This is a genomic window from Mycobacterium decipiens, assembly GCF_963853665.1.
Taxonomy (GTDB): domain Bacteria; phylum Actinomycetota; class Actinomycetes; order Mycobacteriales; family Mycobacteriaceae; genus Mycobacterium; species Mycobacterium decipiens.
The window spans coordinates 4,803,485-4,824,636 of sequence record NZ_OY970459.1 but is presented as its reverse complement, the minus strand read 5'-3'; the positions used below and the strand labels follow the sequence as shown (position 1 = coordinate 4,824,636).

Annotated in this window: 21 protein-coding genes; 11 read left to right on the top strand and 10 right to left on the bottom strand. The window is 65.3% G+C overall.

Translation table 11 applies throughout. From position 1 onward, the window contains the following. Nucleotides 1–13 precede the first annotated feature (13 nt). The 4 genes from ipdC to echA20 are packed head-to-tail and all read right to left on the bottom strand — an operon-like array spanning nt 14 to nt 3,439. Nucleotides 14–1,081 carry a (3aS,4S,5R,7aS)-5-hydroxy-7a-methyl-1-oxo-octahydro-1H-indene-4-carboxyl-CoA dehydrogenase gene (ipdC, locus tag AADZ55_RS21190; protein ID WP_085327003.1) on the bottom strand — a complete coding sequence of 356 codons (1,068 nt, stop codon included), beginning with the start codon at nt 1,079–1,081 and terminating at the stop codon, nt 14–16. Next, a complete protein-coding gene (ipdB, locus tag AADZ55_RS21185) occupies nt 1,078–1,821 on the bottom strand; it encodes a cholesterol ring-cleaving hydrolase subunit IpdB (protein WP_085327004.1) in 744 nt (247 codons plus the stop codon). Before ipdB ends, ipdC begins: the two co-directional genes overlap by 4 nt. Next, nucleotides 1,818–2,696 (bottom strand): cholesterol ring-cleaving hydrolase subunit IpdA, encoded by an 879-nt coding sequence (gene ipdA / locus AADZ55_RS21180; RefSeq protein ID WP_085327005.1) that lies wholly within the window; start codon nt 2,694–2,696, stop codon nt 1,818–1,820. Before ipdA ends, ipdB begins: the two co-directional genes overlap by 4 nt. Further along, complete coding sequence (gene echA20, locus AADZ55_RS21175) at nt 2,696–3,439, bottom strand: (7aS)-7a-methyl-1,5-dioxo-2,3,5,6,7,7a-hexahydro-1H-indene-carboxyl-CoA hydrolase (protein ID WP_085327006.1); 744 nt, start codon at nt 3,437–3,439, stop codon at nt 2,696–2,698. Before echA20 ends, ipdA begins: the two co-directional genes overlap by 1 nt. Nucleotides 3,440–3,508: 69 nt before the next feature. On the opposite strand from echA20, the gene AADZ55_RS21170 reads away from it, so the two are divergent. Then, nucleotides 3,509–4,288 carry an SDR family oxidoreductase gene (locus AADZ55_RS21170; protein ID WP_085327007.1) on the top strand — a complete coding sequence of 260 codons (780 nt, stop codon included), beginning with the start codon at nt 3,509–3,511 and terminating at the stop codon, nt 4,286–4,288. Between the two features lie 20 nt (nt 4,289–4,308). Next, the gene (locus AADZ55_RS21165) at nt 4,309–5,214 is read left to right on the top strand and encodes an SDR family oxidoreductase (protein ID WP_085327008.1); all 906 of its coding nucleotides are present in this window, start codon (nt 4,309–4,311) and stop codon (nt 5,212–5,214) included. Between the two features lie 26 nt (nt 5,215–5,240). Here the strand turns inward: AADZ55_RS21165 and AADZ55_RS21160 are convergent, their stop codons facing one another. Genes AADZ55_RS21160 through AADZ55_RS21150 form a run of 3 tightly spaced genes read right to left on the bottom strand, consistent with a single transcriptional unit; the run spans nt 5,241 to nt 7,288 of the window. Beyond that, on the bottom strand, nt 5,241–5,696 hold the full coding sequence (locus AADZ55_RS21160) for a nitroreductase family deazaflavin-dependent oxidoreductase (protein WP_085327009.1): 456 nt from the start codon (nt 5,694–5,696) through the stop codon (nt 5,241–5,243). Nucleotides 5,697–5,721: 25 nt separating this feature from the next. After that, nucleotides 5,722–6,108 carry a hypothetical protein gene (locus AADZ55_RS21155; RefSeq protein ID WP_085327010.1) on the bottom strand — a complete coding sequence of 129 codons (387 nt, stop codon included), beginning with the start codon at nt 6,106–6,108 and terminating at the stop codon, nt 5,722–5,724. Between the two features lie 7 nt (nt 6,109–6,115). Next, on the bottom strand, nt 6,116–7,288 hold the full coding sequence (locus tag AADZ55_RS21150; RefSeq protein WP_085327011.1) for a steroid 3-ketoacyl-CoA thiolase: 1,173 nt from the start codon (nt 7,286–7,288) through the stop codon (nt 6,116–6,118). A 159-nt stretch (nt 7,289–7,447) separates the two neighbouring features. On the opposite strand from AADZ55_RS21150, the gene AADZ55_RS21145 reads away from it, so the two are divergent. The 6 genes from AADZ55_RS21145 to AADZ55_RS21120 are packed head-to-tail and all read left to right on the top strand — an operon-like array spanning nt 7,448 to nt 13,384. Further along, on the top strand, nt 7,448–8,701 hold the full coding sequence (locus AADZ55_RS21145) for a cytochrome P450 (RefSeq protein ID WP_207569152.1): 1,254 nt from the start codon (nt 7,448–7,450) through the stop codon (nt 8,699–8,701). Between the two features lie 16 nt (nt 8,702–8,717). Further along, nucleotides 8,718–9,737 carry an acyl-CoA dehydrogenase family protein gene (locus AADZ55_RS21140; RefSeq protein ID WP_085327013.1) on the top strand — a complete coding sequence of 340 codons (1,020 nt, stop codon included), beginning with the start codon at nt 8,718–8,720 and terminating at the stop codon, nt 9,735–9,737. Further along, nucleotides 9,722–10,885, top strand: coding sequence for an acyl-CoA dehydrogenase FadE29 (gene fadE29, locus AADZ55_RS21135; protein WP_085327014.1), 1,164 nt, complete (start codon nt 9,722–9,724; stop codon nt 10,883–10,885). The genes AADZ55_RS21140 and fadE29 overlap by 16 nt, the downstream gene beginning before the upstream one ends. Further along, nucleotides 10,882–11,826, top strand: coding sequence for a bifunctional MaoC family dehydratase N-terminal/OB-fold nucleic acid binding domain-containing protein (locus AADZ55_RS21130; protein WP_085327015.1), 945 nt, complete (start codon nt 10,882–10,884; stop codon nt 11,824–11,826). The genes fadE29 and AADZ55_RS21130 overlap by 4 nt, the downstream gene beginning before the upstream one ends. Next, nucleotides 11,823–12,224: a MaoC family dehydratase gene (locus AADZ55_RS21125; RefSeq protein WP_085327033.1), complete on the top strand. Its 402-nt coding sequence runs from the start codon at nt 11,823–11,825 to the stop codon at nt 12,222–12,224. Before AADZ55_RS21130 ends, AADZ55_RS21125 begins: the two co-directional genes overlap by 4 nt. After that, nucleotides 12,224–13,384 (top strand): lipid-transfer protein, encoded by a 1,161-nt coding sequence (locus AADZ55_RS21120; RefSeq protein WP_085327016.1) that lies wholly within the window; start codon nt 12,224–12,226, stop codon nt 13,382–13,384. The genes AADZ55_RS21125 and AADZ55_RS21120 overlap by 1 nt, the downstream gene beginning before the upstream one ends. A gap of 893 nt (nt 13,385–14,277) precedes the next feature. Here AADZ55_RS21120 and AADZ55_RS21110 read toward each other — a convergent pair. Further along, entirely contained in the window at nt 14,278–15,138 is an 861-nt protein-coding gene (locus AADZ55_RS21110; RefSeq protein WP_085327017.1) for a MaoC/PaaZ C-terminal domain-containing protein, read from the bottom strand. Between the two features lies 1 nt (nt 15,139). Continuing rightward, nucleotides 15,140–16,822 (bottom strand): 3-oxosteroid 1-dehydrogenase, encoded by a 1,683-nt coding sequence (gene kstD, locus AADZ55_RS21105; RefSeq protein ID WP_085327034.1) that lies wholly within the window; start codon nt 16,820–16,822, stop codon nt 15,140–15,142. Between the two features lie 84 nt (nt 16,823–16,906). On the opposite strand from kstD, the gene AADZ55_RS21100 reads away from it, so the two are divergent. Genes AADZ55_RS21100 through dmpG form a run of 3 tightly spaced genes read left to right on the top strand, consistent with a single transcriptional unit; the run spans nt 16,907 to nt 19,670 of the window. Then, nucleotides 16,907–17,692 carry a 2-keto-4-pentenoate hydratase gene (locus AADZ55_RS21100; RefSeq protein WP_085327018.1) on the top strand — a complete coding sequence of 262 codons (786 nt, stop codon included), beginning with the start codon at nt 16,907–16,909 and terminating at the stop codon, nt 17,690–17,692. Between the two features lie 11 nt (nt 17,693–17,703). Then, the gene (locus tag AADZ55_RS21095; RefSeq protein WP_085327019.1) at nt 17,704–18,618 is read left to right on the top strand and encodes an acetaldehyde dehydrogenase (acetylating); all 915 of its coding nucleotides are present in this window, start codon (nt 17,704–17,706) and stop codon (nt 18,616–18,618) included. A 20-nt stretch (nt 18,619–18,638) separates the two neighbouring features. Next, on the top strand, nt 18,639–19,670 hold the full coding sequence (gene dmpG / locus AADZ55_RS21090; protein WP_085327035.1) for a 4-hydroxy-2-oxovalerate aldolase: 1,032 nt from the start codon (nt 18,639–18,641) through the stop codon (nt 19,668–19,670). Between the two features lie 165 nt (nt 19,671–19,835). Here the strand turns inward: dmpG and AADZ55_RS21085 are convergent, their stop codons facing one another. Beyond that, nucleotides 19,836–21,056 (bottom strand): PPE family protein, encoded by a 1,221-nt coding sequence (locus tag AADZ55_RS21085; RefSeq protein WP_085327020.1) that lies wholly within the window; start codon nt 21,054–21,056, stop codon nt 19,836–19,838. Between the last annotated feature and the right edge of the window lie 96 nt (nt 21,057–21,152).

Below are 21,152 nucleotides of genomic sequence, written 5' to 3'. Positions count from 1 at the left end.
CGACACGCGTCAACTACTCCACCAGTGCCGACGCGGCCCGCAGTTGGGTGATGGCGTCACGCACGATCGACTCGATCAGCTCGGCGCAGGACGGCAGGTCCTCGAGGATGCCGGCCACTTGGCCGGAGGCCAGCACCCCGGCATCGGTGTCGCCGTCCACCAGCCCGGCCTTCAGCAGCATCGGGGTGTTGGCCGCCATCACCACCTGCGACCAGGTCAGCTCCTTGCCGTGCCGCATCGCCAGACCGTCACGGAGCATCGACCGCCAGGTCATCTGCGACATCTGCTTGAACTTTGCGGCATTACGCACTGCCGCAGTGAAGCCCCTTGCCCGCGAACCGCTTTCCAGCTTCTCGACCAGCCCCGTGCGCAGCACCCGATGCGGCATGCCGTCGACGCGTGTGGTCACCACCGTGCCGTTCAGCGCCGCGTCCAGATAGCGCCGTTTTACCGCGTCGGGCACGGTGGAATCCGAGGTGAGCAGGAATCGGGTGCCCATCGCCACCCCGGCGGCGCCGTAGCACAGGGCAGCGGCGAGCCCACGTCCGTCGAAGAAGCCGCCCGCCGCGATCACCGGGATGTCGGTGTCCTTGACCGCGTCCAGCACCGACGGCAACAACAGCGTCGTCGCGACCGGCCCGGTGTGCCCGCCCCCCTCGCCGCCTTGCACGATCATCGCGTCGGCGCCCCAGCCCGCGACCTTGCGCGCATGTTTTGCCGCGCCGATCGAGGGGATGACCACTGCGCCGGCTTCCTTCAGCCGGGCTATCAGCTCCTGCTTGGGGGCTAGCGCGAACGACGCCACCCGCACGCCCTCACGGATCATCAGCTCGACCCGGTCGCCCGCGTCGGCGGCGTCGGCACGGATGTTCACGCCGAACGGCTTGTCGGTGGCGGCCTTGACCTTCTTGATCGCCGTCGCCAGTTCGTCCAGCGTCATGGTGGCCGACGCCAGGATGCCCAGCCCGCCCGCGTTGGCGGTGGCCGACACTAGCCGGGCCCCTGCCACCCAGCCCATCCCGGTTTGCACCACCGGGTGCTCGACGCCGACCAACTCGGTCAGCGGCGTGCGCAGTCTCACGAACGTATCTCCTTGTCGCGCAGGGCCCTCGGATCGATGATTTCGCGGATCAGGCGTAGTTCGTCGTCGGTAGGGAGCCGGGTCTCTGCGGCCTGGTCGAGGCCGTGGATTTCGAATGAGGTGGCCTCGTGGACGTCGTCGGGATAGACCCCGGGGTGCAGGGTCAGTGCCCGCATGGTGCGGTTCGGGCCGCCGAAGTCGAACACCCCGAGGTTGGACACCACCCGATACACGTGCGCGAACCGAAACGCTGGATTGTTGGCGTCCACCTTGTCGTAGCCGATGCCGGAGACCACGTCGACGGCCTCGCAGAAGACGCGTTTCGAATGGTTGCCGACCCAGTAGCTGGTTGCGTGATTGACCGTGTTGCCAGGCGAGCCCCGGACGCCGAACATCTGCCGGGTCGGCCGCTGCAGCGGACCGAACGCCGAGATGTTCTGATTGCCATGGCGGTCAATCTGATTGGCGCCCATCACCACGTGGCGGCGCCCCCAGGCCAGTGTCTCGAAAACCCGGCCGAACGGCATCCAGCCCTCGACGGCTCCGGTCTTGCCCAACGCCGGGGTGTCCGCCAGCAGCTGCGCCTCGCCGTCGGTCAGCAGGATGTCCGGGGAGAAGGTCAGCCGGGCCAGCCGCGCGCCGACTGAGGCCATGGTCGTCATCGGGCTGATCATGATTTCGCCTGCGTCCCTGAATAACTCGGCGCAGGCGACGGCGCATACTTCGGCCCGGGTGCTCACGATGATGCTCCGAAGTCGCGCACGGCCGCTTGATAGTCGTCTTCGCTGCCGGACAGGTAGGTCTGTACGAATTGCTGCCAGCCCTCCGCTGTCGACGCGGCCTCGGCATAGTGTCGTTGGAACTTCTCGTCGCGCCCGTAATCCGGTGCGGCGGTGGTGAAGTGGGCGCCACCGGGCGCCTCTACCACTTTGTCGACCATCATCCGGTTCACCAGCAGCGCCTGCGGTGGCACCGCTTTGACCAGCTCCTCGGTGGAGACGATGCGCTCCACCGACAGGAAGCGCTTTTCGGCGGCCATCAGGAAGAGATCGTCAAAGTAGGGGTCGATGCCGGTGTATGCGGCATTGCCTTGGCTGTCACCGAGATTGAGGTGTGCAACGGCGGCATCCAGGCGCAAAGCTGGCATTGCGATCAGCGTTTCGTGGCCGCCGCCGGGGGCCGGATAGGGGCTGGTTACGGTCTGTAGCTCACCTTCCCAGAAGTCCGGCACCGAACTGCCCAACCCGGCGCGAATCGGCAGGAACGGCAACCGCTGCGCGGCCGCTTGCAGCCCGCAGCGCAGCATGCCCTCGTCCATCTCCCGGGCCTCGATGGCGCCGCTGGTGCGCGCCTTGGCGAACCACGGGTCGTAGAAGGGGGGCGAGTCCAGCGAGACGAACCCGTAGTAGACCCGTCGCACCTTGCCGGCCGAGCACAGCAGGCCCAGGTCAGGACCCCCGTAGGTGACCACCGTGAGGTCGGTGACGTCCGAGCGCAGGATGGCGCGCACGAATGCCATGGGTTTTCGCCGCGATCCCCAGCCCGCGATGCCGATGGTCATGCCGCTACGCAATTGCGCGACGGCGTCGTCGAGGGTGGTTCGTTTGTCGGCCATTACGACTTCTTCACGAACGCGTCGCGGTGTTCGTCGGCCACGCCGGCGAGGTTGAGCTCGAACGTAAAGCCTTGTTCCATGCGATAACTCGAGTTGACCCGTTGCACGTCGATGAGGTTGAGCGCTTCCTTGGCGGCGCGGATTACGCGGGTGTCCTTTGCCGCGATGTCGCGGGCCACCCTAAGCGCGGCTTCGTCGAGTTCGGCGCGGGGCACCACCTCGTGCACCGAGCCGAAGTGATGCAGGGTGGCGGCGTCCACGGTGGCTGCGGTGAAGAACAGCCGCCGCATCATGTGCTGTGGTACCAGTCGCGACAGATGCGTGGCCGCACCGAGTGCGCCCCGTTCCACTTCCGGCAGCCCGAAGGCGGCGTCGTCGGAGGCCACGATGACATCGGAGTTGCCGACCAGGCCGATGCCGCCGCCGACGCAGAATCCGTTCACCGCGGCGATCACCGGCACCGCACACTCGTAGACCGCGCGAAACGCGGCAAAGCAGCCGCGGTTGGCGTCGATCAGCGCCGTAAATCCCTGAGTCCGCTGCATCTCCTTGATATCCACACCGGCGTTGAAGCCACGGCCCTCGGCCCGCAGAATCACCGCGTGGGTATTCAGATCGGCGCCCGCGGCGGTGACGGCGTCGGCGAGTTCGAACCAGCCGCGCGACGGGATGGCGTTAACCGGCGGGTAGTCGACGGTGACCGCGACTATGCCCGGTTCGGGGGTGGCGGATGTGATCGTCAAGTTGGCACGTCCTTAGGACAAAACACCTGCTAGCTACCTAAGCAAGCACTTGCTTGGTACGCTAGCACAGTGACCCGCCCCGAATCAGCCGACGCCATCAATTTGGGATTGGCCGGGCGGGTGGTGCTGGTAACCGGCGGTGTGCGCGGGGTGGGCGCCGGTATCAGTTCGGTTTTCGCGGACCAGGGCGCAACGGTCATCACCTGCGCGCGGCGAGCCGTCGACGGTTCGCCGTACGAGTTCCATGCGTGCGACATCCGCGACGAGGACTCGGTCGTGCGGATGCTGGGCGCGATCGGGGAGCAACACGGTGGTCTTGATGTGTTGGTCAACAACGCGGGTGGATCGCCGTACGTGTTGGCGGCTGAGGCCACGCACAACTTTCACCGCAAGATCGTCGAGCTCAATCTCTTAGCGCCGATGTTGGTCTCGCAACATGCCTATGCGCTGATGCGCGAGCAGCCCAACGGCGGGTCGATTGTCAACGTGTGTAGTGTCAGCGGTCGCCGTCCCACCCCGGGTACCGCCGCCTACGGCGCGGCCAAGGCGGGTTTCGAAAACCTTACTGCCACACTGGCGGTGGAATGGGCCCCGAAGATCCGGGTCAATGCGGTGGTGGTCGGGATGGTGGAGACCGAGCAGTCGGAACTGTTCTACGGCGATGCCGAGTCAATCGCTCGTGTCGCTGCGACGGTGCCATTGGGACGGTTGGCGAAGCCCAGCGATATCGGCTGGGCAGCAGCGTTTCTGGCTTCCGACGTGGCCTCCTATATCAGTGGTGCAACGCTGGAGGTGCATGGCGGCGGTGAGCCGCCGCCGTATCTGGCTGCCTCGAGCGCTAACAAGTAGCAGGTTAAGGAGCGCAGGGTATGGGCTTGGTGGACGGCCGTGTCGTGATTGTCACCGGAGCGGGCGGCGGAATTGGGCGCGCACATGCGCTGGCCTTCGCCGCCGAGGGCGCGCGCGTGGTGGTCAATGACATTGGTGTTGGGCTGGACGGTTCGCCTGCCAGCGGCGGCAGCGCCGCGCAGGGCGTGGTCGACGAAATCACCGCGGCCGGTGGCGAAGCCGTCGCTAACGGATCCAACGTCGCGGACTGGGAGCAAGCGGCGGAGCTGATTCAGACTGCCGTCGAGACCTTCGGTGGTCTGGACGTTCTGGTCAACAACGCCGGCATCGTGCGCGACCGAATGATGGCCAACACCAGCGAGGAGGAGTTCGACGCCGTCATCGCCGTACACCTCAAGGGGCATTTCGCCACCATGCGGCACGCCGCCTCGTTCTGGCGTGGGCTGTCGAAAGCGGGCAATGCCGTTGATGCGCGGATCATTAACACCAGTTCCGGTGCGGGATTGCAGGGCAGTGTCGGGCAGGGCAACTACAGCGCCGCCAAGGCCGGCATCGCGGCCATGACGCTGGTCGCCGCCGCGGAGATGGGTCGCTACGGCGTTACCGTCAACGCCATCGCACCGTCGGCCCGCACCCGCATGACCGAGACCGTCTTCGCCGAGATGATGGCCAAGCCCGAAGAAGGGTTCGACGCGATGGCACCGGAGAACGTTTCCCCGTTGGTCGTCTGGCTGGGTAGCGCCGAATCCCGTTCTGTGACGGGCAAAGTCTTTGAGATCGAGGGCGGCCTGATCCGGGTAGCGCAGGGTTGGGCGCACGGCCCGCAGGTGGACAAGGGCGCGAAATGGGATCCCGCCGAGTTGGGGCCGGTCGTCACCGATCTGCTGGCCAAGTCGCGGCCGCCGGTCCCGGTGTACGGGGCCTAGCCCGACGTTCGCGCTCCCGACAATCGCTACGGATCGCAGACGACAATCGGGATCCTCCGGTCGGTCCAAGACTGGTAGTCCTCGTAGGACGGATACATGTCCACCAGCTGCGGCCAGTAGCGAGCGCGCTCCTCGTCGGTGGCATCCCGCGCCGTCAGATCGAGAACTTCCTTCTTGATCTGCACGGAGACCTTGGGGTTGGCCTTGAGGTTGAGATACCACATGGGGTTCTTGTCGGAGCCGCCCCTGGATGCCGCGACGACCACCCGGTCCCCGTCGCGCAGGAAGTACAGCGGGTTGACCCGCGGTTTGCCGGTCTTGCGGCCGGTGGTGGTGAGCAGGGCAACCGGAATCTTCTGGAAGGTGCCACCCATGCCCTCGCCACTGTTGCGGCGGTACATCCAGGCGTTGACGCGCGACATCCATTTGATGAAGAAATCGGTGAGCGGCGAATTCAGCAACCGCGGCGGTGACTTCGGCATGAGTCTGATCCTAGGTTCGAAAGTGCTAGCGATGAATGAACGGCCGAAAACGCACCCTGATGTGCTGGATCTCGGCTTTTCCGCTTGGGCTCTCGGCCGGGATGACAAAGGTCTCGCTAACCCGCGAGGCGACCCGCCGGCCAGCGAACACGGCCCTGGTCAACACGTCGTACGCCGCGTGCACCTCATCGCCGACGATGCGGTAGTCCGGTGGCGTCGTATCGACGATTACCCGGTACTGGGGGCCGCGATTGAGGCTGCGCCGCAAGTGATTCCCGGAAAACCCGTTCCTAACGCCCTGTTCGATCCGGGTGCATCCGGCCGCAAACGGCACCGCCTCGGCGTTGTGACTGACCAGCGCGTCGATGTAAGCCTGCGCCGCTGCGATGCGGCTCTCCTCGGACACCACCATGGACGGGCTATATCCGCTCGATGATGGTGCCGGTGGATAGCGCACCGCCCGCGCACATGGTGATCAGCGCGGTGCTCTGATCGGACCGCTCCAGCTCGTGCAAAGCGGTGGTGATCAACCGGCTGCCGGTGCAGCCCACCGGATGACCCAACGCGATTGCGCCGCCGTTGACGTTGACCCGGTCCATGTCGGGTTCGTGCACCCGCGCCCAGGACAACACCACCGATGCGAAGGCCTCGTTGATCTCGACGATGTCGATGTCGCCGATCTTCATGCCGGCCTTCTCCAACACCTTCGCCGTCGATTGCACCGGACCGTCCAGGTGGTAGTAGGTCTCCGCGCCGATCAGCGCCTGACTGACGATGCGGGCCCGCGGCCTAAGACCGATGGCCCTGGCCTTTTCTTCATCCATCCACAACACCCCCGCAGCGCCGTCGGAGATCTGCGATGACGTGCCCGCCGTGTGGATCCCGCCCTCGAGCACCGGCTTCAGTTCGCTCAACCCCGCCATGGTGGTGTCGCGCAGGCCCTGATCACGGGAGATCAGGTGGCGTTCGCTAGTGGGCTGCTTCTGCTCGTCGAGCACCGGCGCTGCGATCGGCGAAATCTCGCGGTCAAAGCGGTGCTCGTCCCAGGCTCGCTTGGCGCGTAGCTGAGATTGAAATCCGAATGCGTCGATGTCCGCGCGGGTGATGCCGCGGCGCTTGGCAATCCGCTCGGCGGCCTCGAACTGGTTCGGCATGTCGATGTCCCATGACTCCGCGCGCCAATTTCGCTCCGGCCCCGCATTGGCGCCAAGCCCCACCCGGCTCATCGCCTCGATGCCGCAGGCGATGCCAACGTCGATGGCGCCGGCCGCGATCAGCCCGGCGATCAGGTGATTGGCCTGCTGGCCACTTCCGCACTGGCAATCGACGGTGGTCGCGCCGACGTGTTCGGGCAGGCCCACGGTCAGCCACGCCGTCCGGCTAATGTTGTTGGACTGCTCGGCGAACTGGGTAACACAGCCGCCGATCACTTGTTCGACATCGGCAGCTTGAAACCCGGTGTCGATACCGGCCTTGTCGACCAGCGCCTGTTGCACCGCTCCTAACAGCTCGGTGGCGTGCAGCCCCGATAGCCATCCATTGCGCTTGCCGATCGGGCTGCGAGTGGCTTCAACGATTACCGGGTTGCCCATGGAGCCAGGCTAGAACACGTTTCATTACTCTGACAAGCGACGATGCTTCAGTGCCTTTTGTCAGCGGTGAAGGCATGTTTTACTGGCAGTAGAGCAGCACTAGGAGAACTAGTGTTCTGGGATCCCGAGTCAGCGAGGACCGCAGTAAGGAGAAGTAGCGTGCCCAGCCCCGATCTTCCGCCCGGGTTCGATCTCACCGACCCCGACATCTACGCCGAGCGGCTGCCGGTTGAAGAGTTCGCCGAGCTGCGGTCGGCCGCGCCGATCTGGTGGAACGAGCAGGCTCCCGGCAAGGGCGGCGGCTTCCACGACGGCGGTTTCTGGGCGATCACCAAGCTCAACGACGTCAAGGAAGTTTCCCGGCGTAGCGACGTGTTCTCCAGCTACCAGAACGGGGTGATACCGCGATTCCACAACGACATCGCGCGGGAGGACATCGAGGTTCAGCGGTTCGTCATGCTCAACATGGACGCGCCGCACCATACCCGGCTGCGCAAGATCATCTCGCGTGGTTTCACGCCGCGGGCCATCGGACGGCTACGAGACGAGCTCAACGACCGCGCCCAGAGTATTGCCAAGGCGGCGGCCGCCTCGGGTTCCGGTGACTTTGTTGAGCAGGTGTCGTGTGAATTGCCGCTGCAGGCGATCGCGGGTTTGCTCGGGGTGCCGCAGGAGGACCGCGGCAAGCTGTTCGACTGGTCGAACGAGATGACCGGTACCGAGGATCCCGAATACGCCCACATCGACCCCAAGATGTCGTCGGCGGAGCTGATCGGCTATGCGATGAAGATGGCCGAGGACAGGACCAAGAATCCGGGCGACGACATCGTGACTCAGCTGATTCAAGCCGATATCGACGGCGAAAAGCTCTCCGACGACGAGTTCGGCTTCTTCGTGGTGATGCTCGCGGTGGCCGGAAACGAGACCAGTCGCAACTCCATAACGCAGGGGATGATGGCCTTCGCCGAGTACCCCGACCAGTGGGAACTGTTCAAGGCCGAGCGTCCGGAGACCGCCGCCGACGAGATCGTCCGTTGGGCGAGCCCGATCAACTGTTTCCAGCGCACCGCGCTACAGGACTATGTGCTGTCCGGCGTGCAGATCAAGAAGGGGCAGCGCGTCGGGCTGTTCTACCGGGCGGCCAATTTCGATGAAGAGGTCTTCGAGGATCCGTTCACGTTCAACATCCTGCGCAATCCCAACCCGCACGTCGGATTCGGCGGCACCGGTGCGCATTACTGCATCGGCGCCAACCTGGCCCGGATGACGATCAACCTGATCTTCAACGCCGTGGCCGACCAGATGCCCGACCTCAAGCCGATCGCGGCACCCGAGCGGCTGCGGTCCGGCTGGCTCAACGGCATCAAGCACTGGCAGGTCGACTACACCGGCAAGTGCCCCGTGGCTCACTGATGGATGAATAACCGCGATGGATTTCGATCTCACCGCTGAACAGCACGCTGTCGCCGATGTGGTCACGTCGGTGCTGGGCCGGAGCAACAGCTGGGACGCGCTGGTCGACGGGGGCGTGACGGCGCTGCCGGTGCCGGAACGCCTCGGCGGCGACGGCGTCGGTTTGCCTGAGGTCGGGACGGTCCTGACCGAAGTGGGGCGGCACGGCGCGATTACGCCGGCACTGGCGACCCTGGGTCTTGGCGTGGTGCCGCTGCTCGACCTGGCATCCGATCAGCAGCAGGACCGCTACCTGGCCGGGGTCGCCGAGGGCGCGGTGCTGACCGCGGCGCTCAACGAGCCCGGCGCGGCGCTGCCCGGCCGGCCATCGGCCACCTTTGCCGGCGGCCGATTGTCCGGCACCAAAGTTGGTGTCGGCTATGCCGAACGGGCGGACTGGATGCTGGTGACCGCCGACAACGCGGTTGTGGTGGTGTCGCCGGAGGCCGACGGTGTGCGGCTGGACGGTACCCCGACGTCGAGTGGGGCAGACGAATACACGGTGACGTTCGATGGCGTAATGGTTGCTGACTCCGATGTATTGGCGGGTGCTAGCGCCCATCGGGTAAACCAACTGGCGTTGGCCCTGATTGGCGCCTACGCGGACGGGCTAGTGGCCGGGGCGCTGCGGCTAACCGCGGGCTACGTGGCCAATCGCAAGCAGTTCGGCAAGCCGCTGTCGACCTTTCAGACGGTGGCCGCGCAGCTCGCTGAGGTTTACATCGCTTCGCGCACGATCGATCTGGCGGCGAAGTCGGTGATTTGGCGGCTGTGCGAGGATCGGGATGTTGAGGAGGATCTGGATGTCCTCGGATACTGGGTGACATCGCAGGCACCACCGGTGATGCAGATCTGCCATCACTTGCATGGCGGCATGGGGATGGACATCACCTATCCGATGCACCGGTACTACTCGACAATCAAGGACCTCGCCCGGCTGCTGGGCGGACCTTCGCATCGTCTCGAGCTGCTGGGAGCGCAATGTTCATCGACCTGACCGTCGAGCAGCGGCAGCTGCAAGCCGAGATCCGGCAATACTTTTCGAATTTGATCTCGTCCGACGAGATGAAGGAGATGGAGAAGGACCGGCACGGCCCGGCATACCGCGCGGTGATCCGGCGGATGGGTCGCGACGGCAAGCTCGGTGTCGGATGGCCGAAGGAATTCGGTGGTCTCGGCTTCGGCCCGATCGAGCAGCAGATCTTCGTCAACGAGGCCCATCGCGCCGACGTGCCGCTGCCCGCGGTGACGCTGCAGACCGTTGGTCCCACGCTGCAGGTGTATGGCAGCCAGATGCAGAAGAAGAAGTTCCTGCCGGCGATCCTGGCCGGTGAGGTGCACTTTGCGATCGGCTACACCGAGCCGGAGGCAGGCACCGACCTGGCGTCGTTGCGCACCTCGGCGGTTCGCGACGGCGACCACTACCTCGTCAACGGCCAGAAGGTCTTCACTACGGGCGCGCACGATGCCGACTACATTTGGCTGGCTTGCCGTACCGACCCGGAGGCCGTTAAGCACAAAGGCATTTCCATTTTGATCGTTGACACCAAGGATCCCGGCTACTCCTGGACGCCGATGATCCTGGCCGACGGCGCCCACCACACCAATGCCACGTACTACAACGACGTGCGGGTGCCGGCCGACATGCTGGTCGGCGAGGAGAACGGCGGATGGCGACTGATCACCACCCAGCTCAACAATGAGCGGGTGATGCTCGGCCCGGCGGGTCGGTTCGCCAGCATCTACGATCGGGTGCGCGCGTGGGCGTCCAAACCGGGTGGTGACGGTGTAACCCCGATAGACCATGACGACGTCAAACGCGCGCTTGCCGAGATTCACGCGACCTGGCGAATCAACGAGCTGCTCAATTGGCAGGTGGCCGCTGCCGGCGAGGACATCAACGTCGCCGACGCTGCGGCGACCAAAGTCTTTGGCACGGAACGCGTTCAGCGCGTCGGCCGGCTCGCCGAGGAGATCGTCGGCAAGTATGGTAACCCGGCCGAGTCGGCCACCGCCGAGCTGCTGCGCTGGCTTGACTCCCAGACCAAACGTAACCTGGTGATCACGTTCGGCGGGGGTGTGAACGAGATTATGCGAGAGATGATCGCCGCATCTGGCCTCAACGTGCCCAGGGTGCCACGATGAGCGAAATTGAGGACACGGTTGCGCAGGTCAAAGCGGCCGGACCCAGCAAGCCGCGGCCGGCCCGCGACCCGGTGAACCAGCCGATGATCAACAACTGGGTTGAGGCTATCGGGGATCGCAACCCGATCTATGTTGATGCAGCCGCGGCCCGCGCTGCGGGTCATCCCGGAATTGTCGCACCGCCGGCCATGATTCAGGTTTGGACGATGACGGGTTTGAGTGGACTCCGCGCCGCCGACGATCCACTGCCGCCCATCATCAAGCTGTTCGACGATGCCGGCTATATCGGCGTGGTTGCCACCAACTGCGAGCAGACCTATCACCGCTACCTACTGCCTGGCGAGGAAGTCAGCGTCAGCGCCGAACTCGGAGACGTTGTCGGACCCAAGCAAACCGCGCTCGGCGAGGGCTGGTTCATCAACCAGCACATCGTGTGGCAGGTCGGGGATGAGGATGTAGCCGAGATGAACTGGCGCATACTCAAATTCAAGCCTGCTGCAGCGCGGACATCGGTGCCGGCGGACCTGGACCCGGACGCCATGATGCGGCCGTCGTCGTCGCGGGACAGTGCGTTCTTCTGGGAAGGTGTGGCGGCCCACGAATTGCGGATCCAACAGCGTCCCGATGGCAGCCTGCAGCACCCACCGGTTCCGGCGGTGTGGCAGGACAAGTCGGCTCCGATCGAGTATCGCGTGTCCAGTGGCAAGGGCACGGTGTTCAGCTTCGTGGTACACCATGCGCCGAAAGTGCCGGGCCGGAAGGTGCCGTTCGTGATCGCGCTGGTTGAGCTCGAAGAAGGTGTGCGCATGCTGGGCGAGTTGCGCGATGTCGACCCGGCCGAGGTGCAGGTCGGAATGCCGGTTCGCACTGTCTATATCGACTTCCCGGCCGGTGATAGCGGCCCCGAATGGAGCCTCTACGCCTGGGAGCCGGACGCATGAGCGCGCCTGCTGCCGAAGTGGGCACCACGCTGCCCGAACTCAAGCTCTACGGTGATCCGACGTTCATCATCTCGACGGCCCTAGCCACCCGCGACTTTCAGGACGTGCACCACGACCGGGACAAGGCCGTTGCGAAGGGCTCCAAGGACATCTTCGTCAACATCCTCACCGACACCGGGCTGGTGCAGCGCTATGTCACCGACTGGGCCGGGCCGTCGGCGTTGATCAAGTCGATCGGGCTGCGGCTGGGGGTGCCGTGGTACGCCTACGACACGGTGACGTTCTCCGGTGAGGTGACCGCCGTGGAGGATGGCCTGGTCACGGTAAAGGTGTTGGGCCGCAATAGCCTTGGCGATCATGTCGTTGCGACGGTGACGCTGACGATCGGGGGTGTCTAGTGTTGTCGGGCAAGGCCGCCATTGTGGGCATTGGCGCCACCGACTTCTCCAAGGACTCGGGGCGCAGCGAGCTGCGGCTGGCCGCCGAGGCGGTGCGTGACGCCCTGGACGACGCCGGCTTGAGTCCGGCCGATGTCGACGGGCTGACGACCTTCACGATGGACACCAACACCGAGATCGCCGTCGCGCGGGCGGCCGGTATCGGCGAGTTGAAGTTCTTCGCCGAGATCCACTATGGCGGTGGTGCGGCGTGCGCGACCGTTCAGCAGGCGGCGATGGCCGTCGCCACCGGGATCGCCGACGTCGTGGTGGCGTATCGGGCCTTCAACGAGCGTTCCGGCATGCGGTTCGGGCAGGTGCAGGCGCGGTTGACAGCCAATGCCGATTCGACGGGGGTGGACAACTCGTTCTCGTATCCGCATGGGCTTTCGACGCCGGCCGCTCAGGTCGCCATGATCGCGCGGCGCTACATGCACCTGTCCGGTGCGACCAGCCGGGACTTCGGCACCATCTCGGTGGCCGATCGCAAGCACGCCGCCAAGAACCCGAAGGCATATTTCTACGGAAAGCCCATAACCATTGAAGACCACCAGAATTCGCGGTGGATCGCGGAGCCGCTGCGGCTGCTGGACTGCTGCCAGGAGACCGATGGCGCGGTCGCGATCGTGGTGACGTCGGTAGAGCGCGCGCGCGACCTCAAGCATCGCCCCGTGGTCGTCGAGGCGGCGTCGCAAGGGTCCAGCCCAGACCAGTACACAATGGTCAGCTACTACCGGCCCGAACTCGACGGCTTGCCCGAGATGGGCCTAGTGGGCAGACAGCTGTGGGCGCAGTCCGGGTTGACGCCGGCCGATATCCAGACCGCCGTGCTCTACGACCACTTCACCCCGTTCACCCTGATTCAGTTGGAGGAGCTGGGATTCTGTGGCCGTGGTGAGGCCAAGGACTTCATTGCCGACGGGGCGATCGAATTGGGCGGACGGCTGCCCATCAACACGCATGGCGGTCAGCTCGGCGAGGCCTACGTCCACGGCATGAATGGCATCGCCGAGGGGGTGCGGCAGTTGCGCGGCACCTCGGTGAACCAGGTGCCCGACGTCGAGCATGTGCTCGTCACCGCGGGGACCGGCGTGCCGACCTCCGGGTTGATTCTCGGTTAGCGCCTTAGCTTTGCCCGCCGGGGGTCATGCCAGCGTGGTTGTCGGTGTCGAGCGTCACGCTAGGGTGACGCTGTGGATAGCGGTGCTGGGCTGACGTGACGCTCGCGGCTGCCCAGGGAACGCTGCCGTCATGGGGAACCCTTTATCGGCAGCGAGGCCGTCGGGAACACAGCGGTGCTCAAGAGCGCGCTGCGAACGCGCTACCTCAGGTTGTTCCACGCCGTATGCGTTTGTCCTGGTGCTGAACTGACATCGGCTGGTGCGCGCCCGCGCGCGATGGCTGTGGTCACGACGCCGGGGGATTGTCGCGGGGCTGTCGGCCGACGCGCTGCATGGCGCCAACTGGGTCGACGTGAATGCGCCGCTGGAAATTGTGCACAGCAATAGGAATCCGCTGCCAAACCTACGAGTCCGCGGTGACCGCGTCGAAGATGATGAGGTCGCGCTGATTGAGGGCATACCCGTAACCACGCCGGCTCGGGCGGGGCTCGACTTGGGATGCTGGTACCCAACAGGAAAGCCGTGGCAGCAATCGAGGATCTGCTGCGGGCCACCGACCTGAAGCCGGCTGGTTGAGCGGCATCTTGGCCGGCGCGGAATCCGCTTGGCGCGGACTGTGATCCACCTTGTGGCCGGCGCGCAATCGCGACAGGAAACATGGCTTCGACTGCTGCTGATGCGGGCGGGCTTACCTAGACCGCAGACCCAGATACTCGTCAGTGATGAGTTTGGCGATGCGATCTGTTACCTCGATATGGGTTGGGAGGACGTCAAAGTGCGACCGCCCGGGAGACATCGTTCGCCGGGGCCGGGCCGCACTGGCCCGGCGAGCGGCACGCTAGCGTTGCACTCGCAGGCCGCTGCCACTCTGGCGTGACGCTCGGCGCAAGGGGCTAGGCGGGGACCAACTCGACGCCGCTCAACACGGTGGCGTTGTCGCGCGCCGGCGCGACAACGCTGGCCAGCAGGCGGCCGTCATCCTTCCAGATGTTGACCAACAGCGTTTCGCCCGGGTACGCCACACCGGCAAAGCGGGCGCCGTAGCCGGCCACGGCCGCCGCGTCCCCGTCCAGCACGGTGTCGACGATGGCCTTGCAGGTCATGCCGTAGGTGCACAGGCCATGCAGAATGGGTTGGGGAAAGCCTGCGGAAGCGGCGAATTCGGGATCGGAGTGCAGCGGGTTACGGTCGCCGCAGAGCCGGTACAGCAGCGCCTGCTGCGGCAGCACCGGCATCGCGACCTCCATATCGGGCGCCCGCTCCGGCGCGCCACCCGATCCCGATGGCCCGCGCTCACCGCCGAACCCGCCTTCGCCCCGGGCATAGATCGACCGCCTCTGCGTCCACAGCGGCACCCCGTCGGGTGTGCTCACCGTCGTCTCGCTCCAGATCACCGCGGCCTTGCCCTTGTCCCAGATATCGGTGAATCGGGTGACGGCGCGGGCCGAACCCGACGGTGGTAGCGGCGCAGGCACCTCGATCCGCTCGCTGGCGTGCAACACCTTACTCAGCTCGATGTCGATGCCCGGGAATTGGACCGTTGGCGGCTTGGTGGCGTGGAAGGTGGCTGCCACGTTGGCGAACGTTGGCAGCACCTGCGGAGTGTCGTCAACCAGGTAACGCAGCTCACGGGAGTCCATGGGATCCGAGCCGGCACCCAGCCCCAAGTGGTAGAGCTGGATATCGGTGCTGGTCCAAGCGAATTCAACGGCGTCCAGCTCCGCCGCAAGCGCGACCTCGACATCGATCGGCATGTCAGGCCTCGCCGACAATGTGCAGCGCGGCCAGGTACCCGAACGTCATCGCCGGCCCAATCGTGCCGCCCGGGCCGGGGTAGGTGTGTCCCATCACCGGTGCGCTGACATTGCCTGCGGCGTAAAGGCCTTCGATAATGCTGCCGTCGTCGCGCAACGCGCGTCCGTGCACATCGGTGCGAACGCCGCCCTTGGTGCCCAGGTCGCCGGGCACCATCTTGGCTGCGTAGTAGGGCGGATGGCTGACCTCGCCGAGGTTCGGATTGGGCTTGTTAGTCGGATCGCCGTAATACCTGTCGTAGGCGCTCTCGCCGCGCTGGTAGTCCTCATCGACGCCAGACCGGGCGAAGGCGTTGAAACGCTCAATGGTCGCAGTGAGTTCGTCCGCCGGTAGGCCGGCCTTGCCAGCCAGCTCGCCAAGGGTGTCAGCCGCGACGATCACGCCGGAATCCAGCCATCTGCGCGGAACACGTTGCCCGGGCTGCAGTCCGGCGAAGATGTAGCGGTCGCGGTACCGTTGGTCGAACACCAGCCATGCGGGAATGTTCTCACCCGGCCCAGGTCCCTGGCCGTGCTCCCCGCCGTACATGTGATGACAGGCTTCGACGTATGGCATCGATTCGTTCATGAATCGCTTGCCTGACATGTTGACGATGATCGAGCCGGGGGAGTTGCGTTCGGACAGTGCGAACCACGGTTTGCCGACCAGCGGTACCGTCGGGCCCCACCACGCGTCGTCCATCAGATCCAATGCAGCGCCGAGCTTTTCGGCGGCTATGATGCCGTCACCGGTGTTGGCTTTGGCGCCCACGGTCCATTCGGTGGTGATCGGGGCTCGCTGGTACTTCACCCGCATCTGCTCGTTGTGCTCGAACCCACCGCAGGCGAGGATGACGCCGCGTCGGGCCCGGATCAACGTTGGTTCAGCCGATTCCGAGGCGTTGGTGTCGCGCACGTAAACACCGGACACGACGCCGTTTTCGACGTACAGGTCGGTGAGTGCGGTGTTGAGTTCGACCGGTACACCGGCCCGCTGCAACCCGATCCGCAACGGCCCGATAAGGGCTCGTCCCATGCCGACCAGATTCTTACCGGTTGCCTTCGCCCACATGGTGCGAGTGGCGACCTTCATGCTGCGCAGCACGCCCCGCGGGTGGCGCTTGAGCTGGTTCAGGCGCACGTAGTCCTGCTGCATCACAACCACATTGAGTGGCACCTTGCCATATGCGGGCTCCAGCCCAGGCATGTCGGCACCGAGCTTGCGCGCATTGAACGGCTTTGGTTCGATCGACCGTCCGCCCGGGCGGCCACCGGGCGCCTCGGGGTAGTAGTCGGAGTAGCCGGGCACCCAGCACATCTTCAGTGGCGTGTGCTTCGTCACGAATGACAGCATTTCGGGCGCGCGGTCGAGGTAGGTGTCGATGCGCTCCGGTTCCACGATGTCCCCGACGATGCCGTGCAGGTAGGCGCGTGCCGCCTCCGGGGTGTCTCGCACGCCGTAGCGCTTGAGGACCTCGTTGTTGGGAATCCACACGCCGCCGCCGGAGCGGGCGGTCGAGCCGCCATAGTGTGGAGCCTTTTCGACGACTAGGGTCGATAGGCCGCGGTGTGCGGTGGTGAGGGCAGCTACCATGCCGGCGCCGCCGCTGCCGACCACGACGACGTCGAACTCCTGGGCTGTCATGTAGAACACGTTATAGAATTGCCCGGGTCGGGCGCTACCGGCCCGGTCACAAGGATTGGTTCAAGACGAGGGGACTTCCGGTCAATGCTCTGTGCCGCCACCCGCGATGAGCTGGCCGCCGATTTGGCGCAGGCTGAGCGAAGCCGTGAGTCGATCGGCCCGTTGACGGCGGCCCATCCGGATATCGACGTCGTCGACGCCTATGAGATCCAGTTGATCAATATCCGGCAGCGGGTGGCCGAGGGTGCGCGCGTCGTGGGCCACAAGGTGGGGCTGTCGTCGCCGATCATGCAGCAGATGATGGGGGTTGACGAGCCGGACTACGGGCATTTGCTGGACGAGATGCGGGTGTTCGAAGACACCTTGGTCCAGGTGGCCAGGTACCTGTATCCGCGGGTCGAGGTCGAAGTGGGTTTCATCCTGGCCGCCGACCTGCCGGGTGCGGGGTGCACCGAGGACGACGTGCTAGCGGCTACCGAGGCTCTGGTTCCGGCCATCGAGTTGATCGACTCCAGGATCACCGACTGGAAGATCGCGATCTGCGACACCATCGCCGATAACGCGTCGGCGGCGGGCTTCGTGTTGGGTGGAGCCCGGGTGTCGCCGGCCGATGTCGATGTGAAGGCGATTGATGCGAAACTGACCCGCAACGGCGAGGTGGTCGCGGAGGGCCGCAGCGACGCGGTGCTGGGTAACCCGGCCACCGCGGTGGCCTGGCTGGCCGGCAAGGTCGAGAGTTTCGGCGTGCGGCTGCGAAAGGGCGACATTGTGCTGCCCGGATCCTGCACCTTCGCGGTCGACGCGCGATCCGGTGACCGGTTTGTCGCCGACTTTGCGGGGCTGGGCTCGGTTCGGTTGTCGTTCGAATAATAGGAGCACTTATGCCCTCGAAAGCAAATGTGGCGATCATAGGATCGGGGAATATCAGCACCGACCTGCTCTACAAACTCCTGCGATCGGACTGGCTGGAACCGCGCTGGATGGTGGGCATCGACCCGAACAGCGAAGGCCTGGCGCGCGCGGCCAAGCTGGGCTTGGAGACCACCCACGAAGGCGTCGACTGGCTGCTGGCCCAGCCCGACAAACCCGACCTGGTGTTCGAGGCGACCAGCGCCTACGTCCACAAGGACGCGGCGCCGAAATATGCGGCCGCCGGGATCCGGGCCATCGACCTGACGCCGGCCGCGGTGGGCCCGGCGGTGATCCCCCCGGCGAACCTGCGCGAGCATCTGGACGCGCCGAACGTCAACATGATCACCTGCGGGGGACAGGCGACCATTCCGATCGTGTATGCGGTTTCGAGGGTGGTTGAGGTCCCTTATGCCGAGATTGTGGCGTCGGTTGCGTCCGTTTCGGCGGGCCCGGGCACGCGGGCCAACATCGACGAGTTCACCAAGACCACATCCCGCGGCGTGGAGACCATCGGTGGGGCCGCGCGCGGCAAGGCGATCATCATCCTGAACCCGGCGGACCCGCCGATGATCATGCGCGACACCATCTTCTGCGCCATCCCCACCGACGCCGACCGCGATGCGATCGCCACCTCCATCCACGAGGTGGTGGCCGAGGTGCAGACCTACGTGCCGGGCTACCGGTTGCTCAACGAGCCGCAGTTCGACGATCCGTCGATGAACTCCGGCGGCCAGGCGGTGGTCACCACGTTCATCGAGGTCGAGGGCGCCGGCGACTACCTGCCGCCGTATGCGGGCAACCTCGACATCATGACCGCGGCGGCGACCAAGGTCGGCGAGGAGATCGCCAAAGAGACGCTCTATGTTGCGGGAGGCGCGCGATGACCGGCCATCTTTCGGAAGGCATGTGGGACGTCCGGATCACCGACACCTCACTGCGGGACGGATCACACCACAAACGCCACCAGTTCACCAAAGACGAGGTCGCCGCGATTGTGGCCGCGCTGGACGCAGCTGGCGTGCCGGTGATCGAAGTGACGCATGGGGATGGTCTGGGCGGCTCGTCGTTCAACTACGGCTTCTCGAAGACCCCAGAGCAGGAGTTGATCAAGCTGGCCGCCGAGACGGCAAAAGAGGCTCGGATTGCGTTTCTGATGCTGCCCGGTGTCGGCACCAAAGAGGACATCAAAGAAGCGCAGGACAACGGCGGGTCGATCTGCCGGATCGCCACCCATTGCACCGAGGCCGACGTGTCGATTCAGCACTTCGGTCTGGCCCGCGAGCTGGGCCTGGAAACGGTCGGGTTTTTGATGATGGCTCACACCATTGCACCGGAGAAACTGGCCGCCCAAGCCCGCATCATGGCCGATGCCGGCTGCCAATGCGTCTATGTTGTGGACTCCGCGGGCGCCCTGGTGCTCGACGGAGTGGCCGACCGGGTGTCGGCACTGGTCGCCGAACTCGGTACGGATGCCCAGGTTGGTTTTCATGGACACGAGAACCTCGGCCTAGGCGTGGCCAACTCGGTGGAGGCGGTGCGTGCGGGTGCCAAGCAAATCGACGGCAGTGTGCGACGCTTCGGCGCGGGTGCGGGCAATGCGCCCGTGGAAGCCCTGATCGGGGTTTTCGACAAGATCGGTGTCAAGACCGGCATCGATTTCTTCGACATCGCCGACGCCGCCGAGGATGTGGTGCGGCCGGCCATGCCCGCCGAGTGCCTGCTCGATCGCAACGCGCTGATCATGGGGTATTCCGGGGTGTACTCCAGCTTCCTTAAACACGCCGTTCGTCAGTCCGAGCGCTACGGTGTGCCGGCTCACCAGCTGTTGCACCGCGCCGGTCAGCGCAAACTCATCGGTGGCCAGGAGGACCAACTCATCGACATCGCTTTGGAGATCAAGCGCGAGCAGGATAGTGGCGCGTTGACCACCAATTAACGACACTATCAATCGTTTGGTGGTGCACTAGTTTCGGCGGCCTGGATTGGCCGAATCGGACAAATTCCGCCCGGTTTGTCCTAGCGTTTTGTGGGGGGTCAGCTGGGACAAAGGGGACGGGTGTCATGAACTGCGCGGTGTTGCCGCCGGAGATCAACCTTTCCACTACCCGCCCGAGAGCGGACGTGTCATCACGGTCAGCCGTACGCCGTATCGGGGCACCACGCCTCCACGTCCGGCCCCGGCCGCTTGCATGCCGGGCAGTCCGGGCATTCCAGCAGCGGGGACGTCGCCGCCGGGCAGGGTGGTCATTGGGGTGGCGTCGAACGCCCTGACGGTAGTGACCGTCGGCGCCTTCCAGGCGGACGGCACCGACATTTGCCCGATCGTGCCCGCGCTGCGCATAGCGGCCGAGACTTCGCCCGGACCGCGAAGTGCTCCGTCCGATAATGCCTTGGCCATACTGGTCAGTGGGGCGAGCAACGGCGGGGCCAGGTCGGCTGCGGCGGGCGCGGCGGACGCGGCCGCACTCCCCAGGTCGGGCAGAATCCCCAGATTCTTCTCGGCCCCAATGATCCCGGTACCCATCGAACTTATGTTGTTGATCGAGCCGATCGTTGTGTACCAAGCCAGGAGGCCGTCGAGGATAGTGAAGTCGTCCCCGACGATGCTCGGGAACGGTATCGCGTTGACGATTTCGCCCGCCTCCAAAAAGAACGGCGTCAGCTCCGGCGCGATCGGAATGAGCAGTATCCCGATCTCTTCCAGGAGGTTTCCCAACCAGTTGCCGTCGGCGACGGCGGCGTTGGCCGTGGCGCGGGCGACCGCGGCGTGTTGAGCGGTCAGGCCGGCCGGGTTGGTGTTCTGCTGGGGGGAGGTGAAGGGTGTCAACGCCCTCGCCGCCGCCGAGGTGGTCGCGTAGTCGTACATCGCGGTGGCGTCCTGCTCCCACATCTCGGCGTACAACGTCTCAAGGGCCGCGATCGTCGCGGTGTTCTGGCCAAAGAAGTTGGTCGCTATCAGCGATAGCACCTGTGCGCGGTTGGCGACGATCGTCGGCGGCGGCACCGTCATGGCGAATGCCTGCTCGAAGCCGGACGCGGCCGCTGTGGCCTGCACGGCTGTCTGACTTGTCTGCGCGGCCGCCGTGGTCAGCCACTCAACATACGGGGTGACCGCCACAATCATCGACACAGCCGATGGGCCCACCCATAGCGAGCCGGTGAGGCTCCCGATCACCGTTCGGTAGTTCTCGGCCGCCGACTGCAATTCAGCCGAGACCTGAGCCCAGGCTGCCGCGGCGGCCCACAATGATCCCGGGCCCGGCCCGCTATACATCCGTCCGGAGTTGACTTCCGGCGGTAGCATCGCGAAATCCATGAACATGCCGAATGCCTTCCCTAGTTGGTCGCGGTGGCTTTTGGGGTGTGGTGTCTGGAGCGGGTAGCTGGGATCTGGTGGTGTGCTGTTCGGCCCTGAACG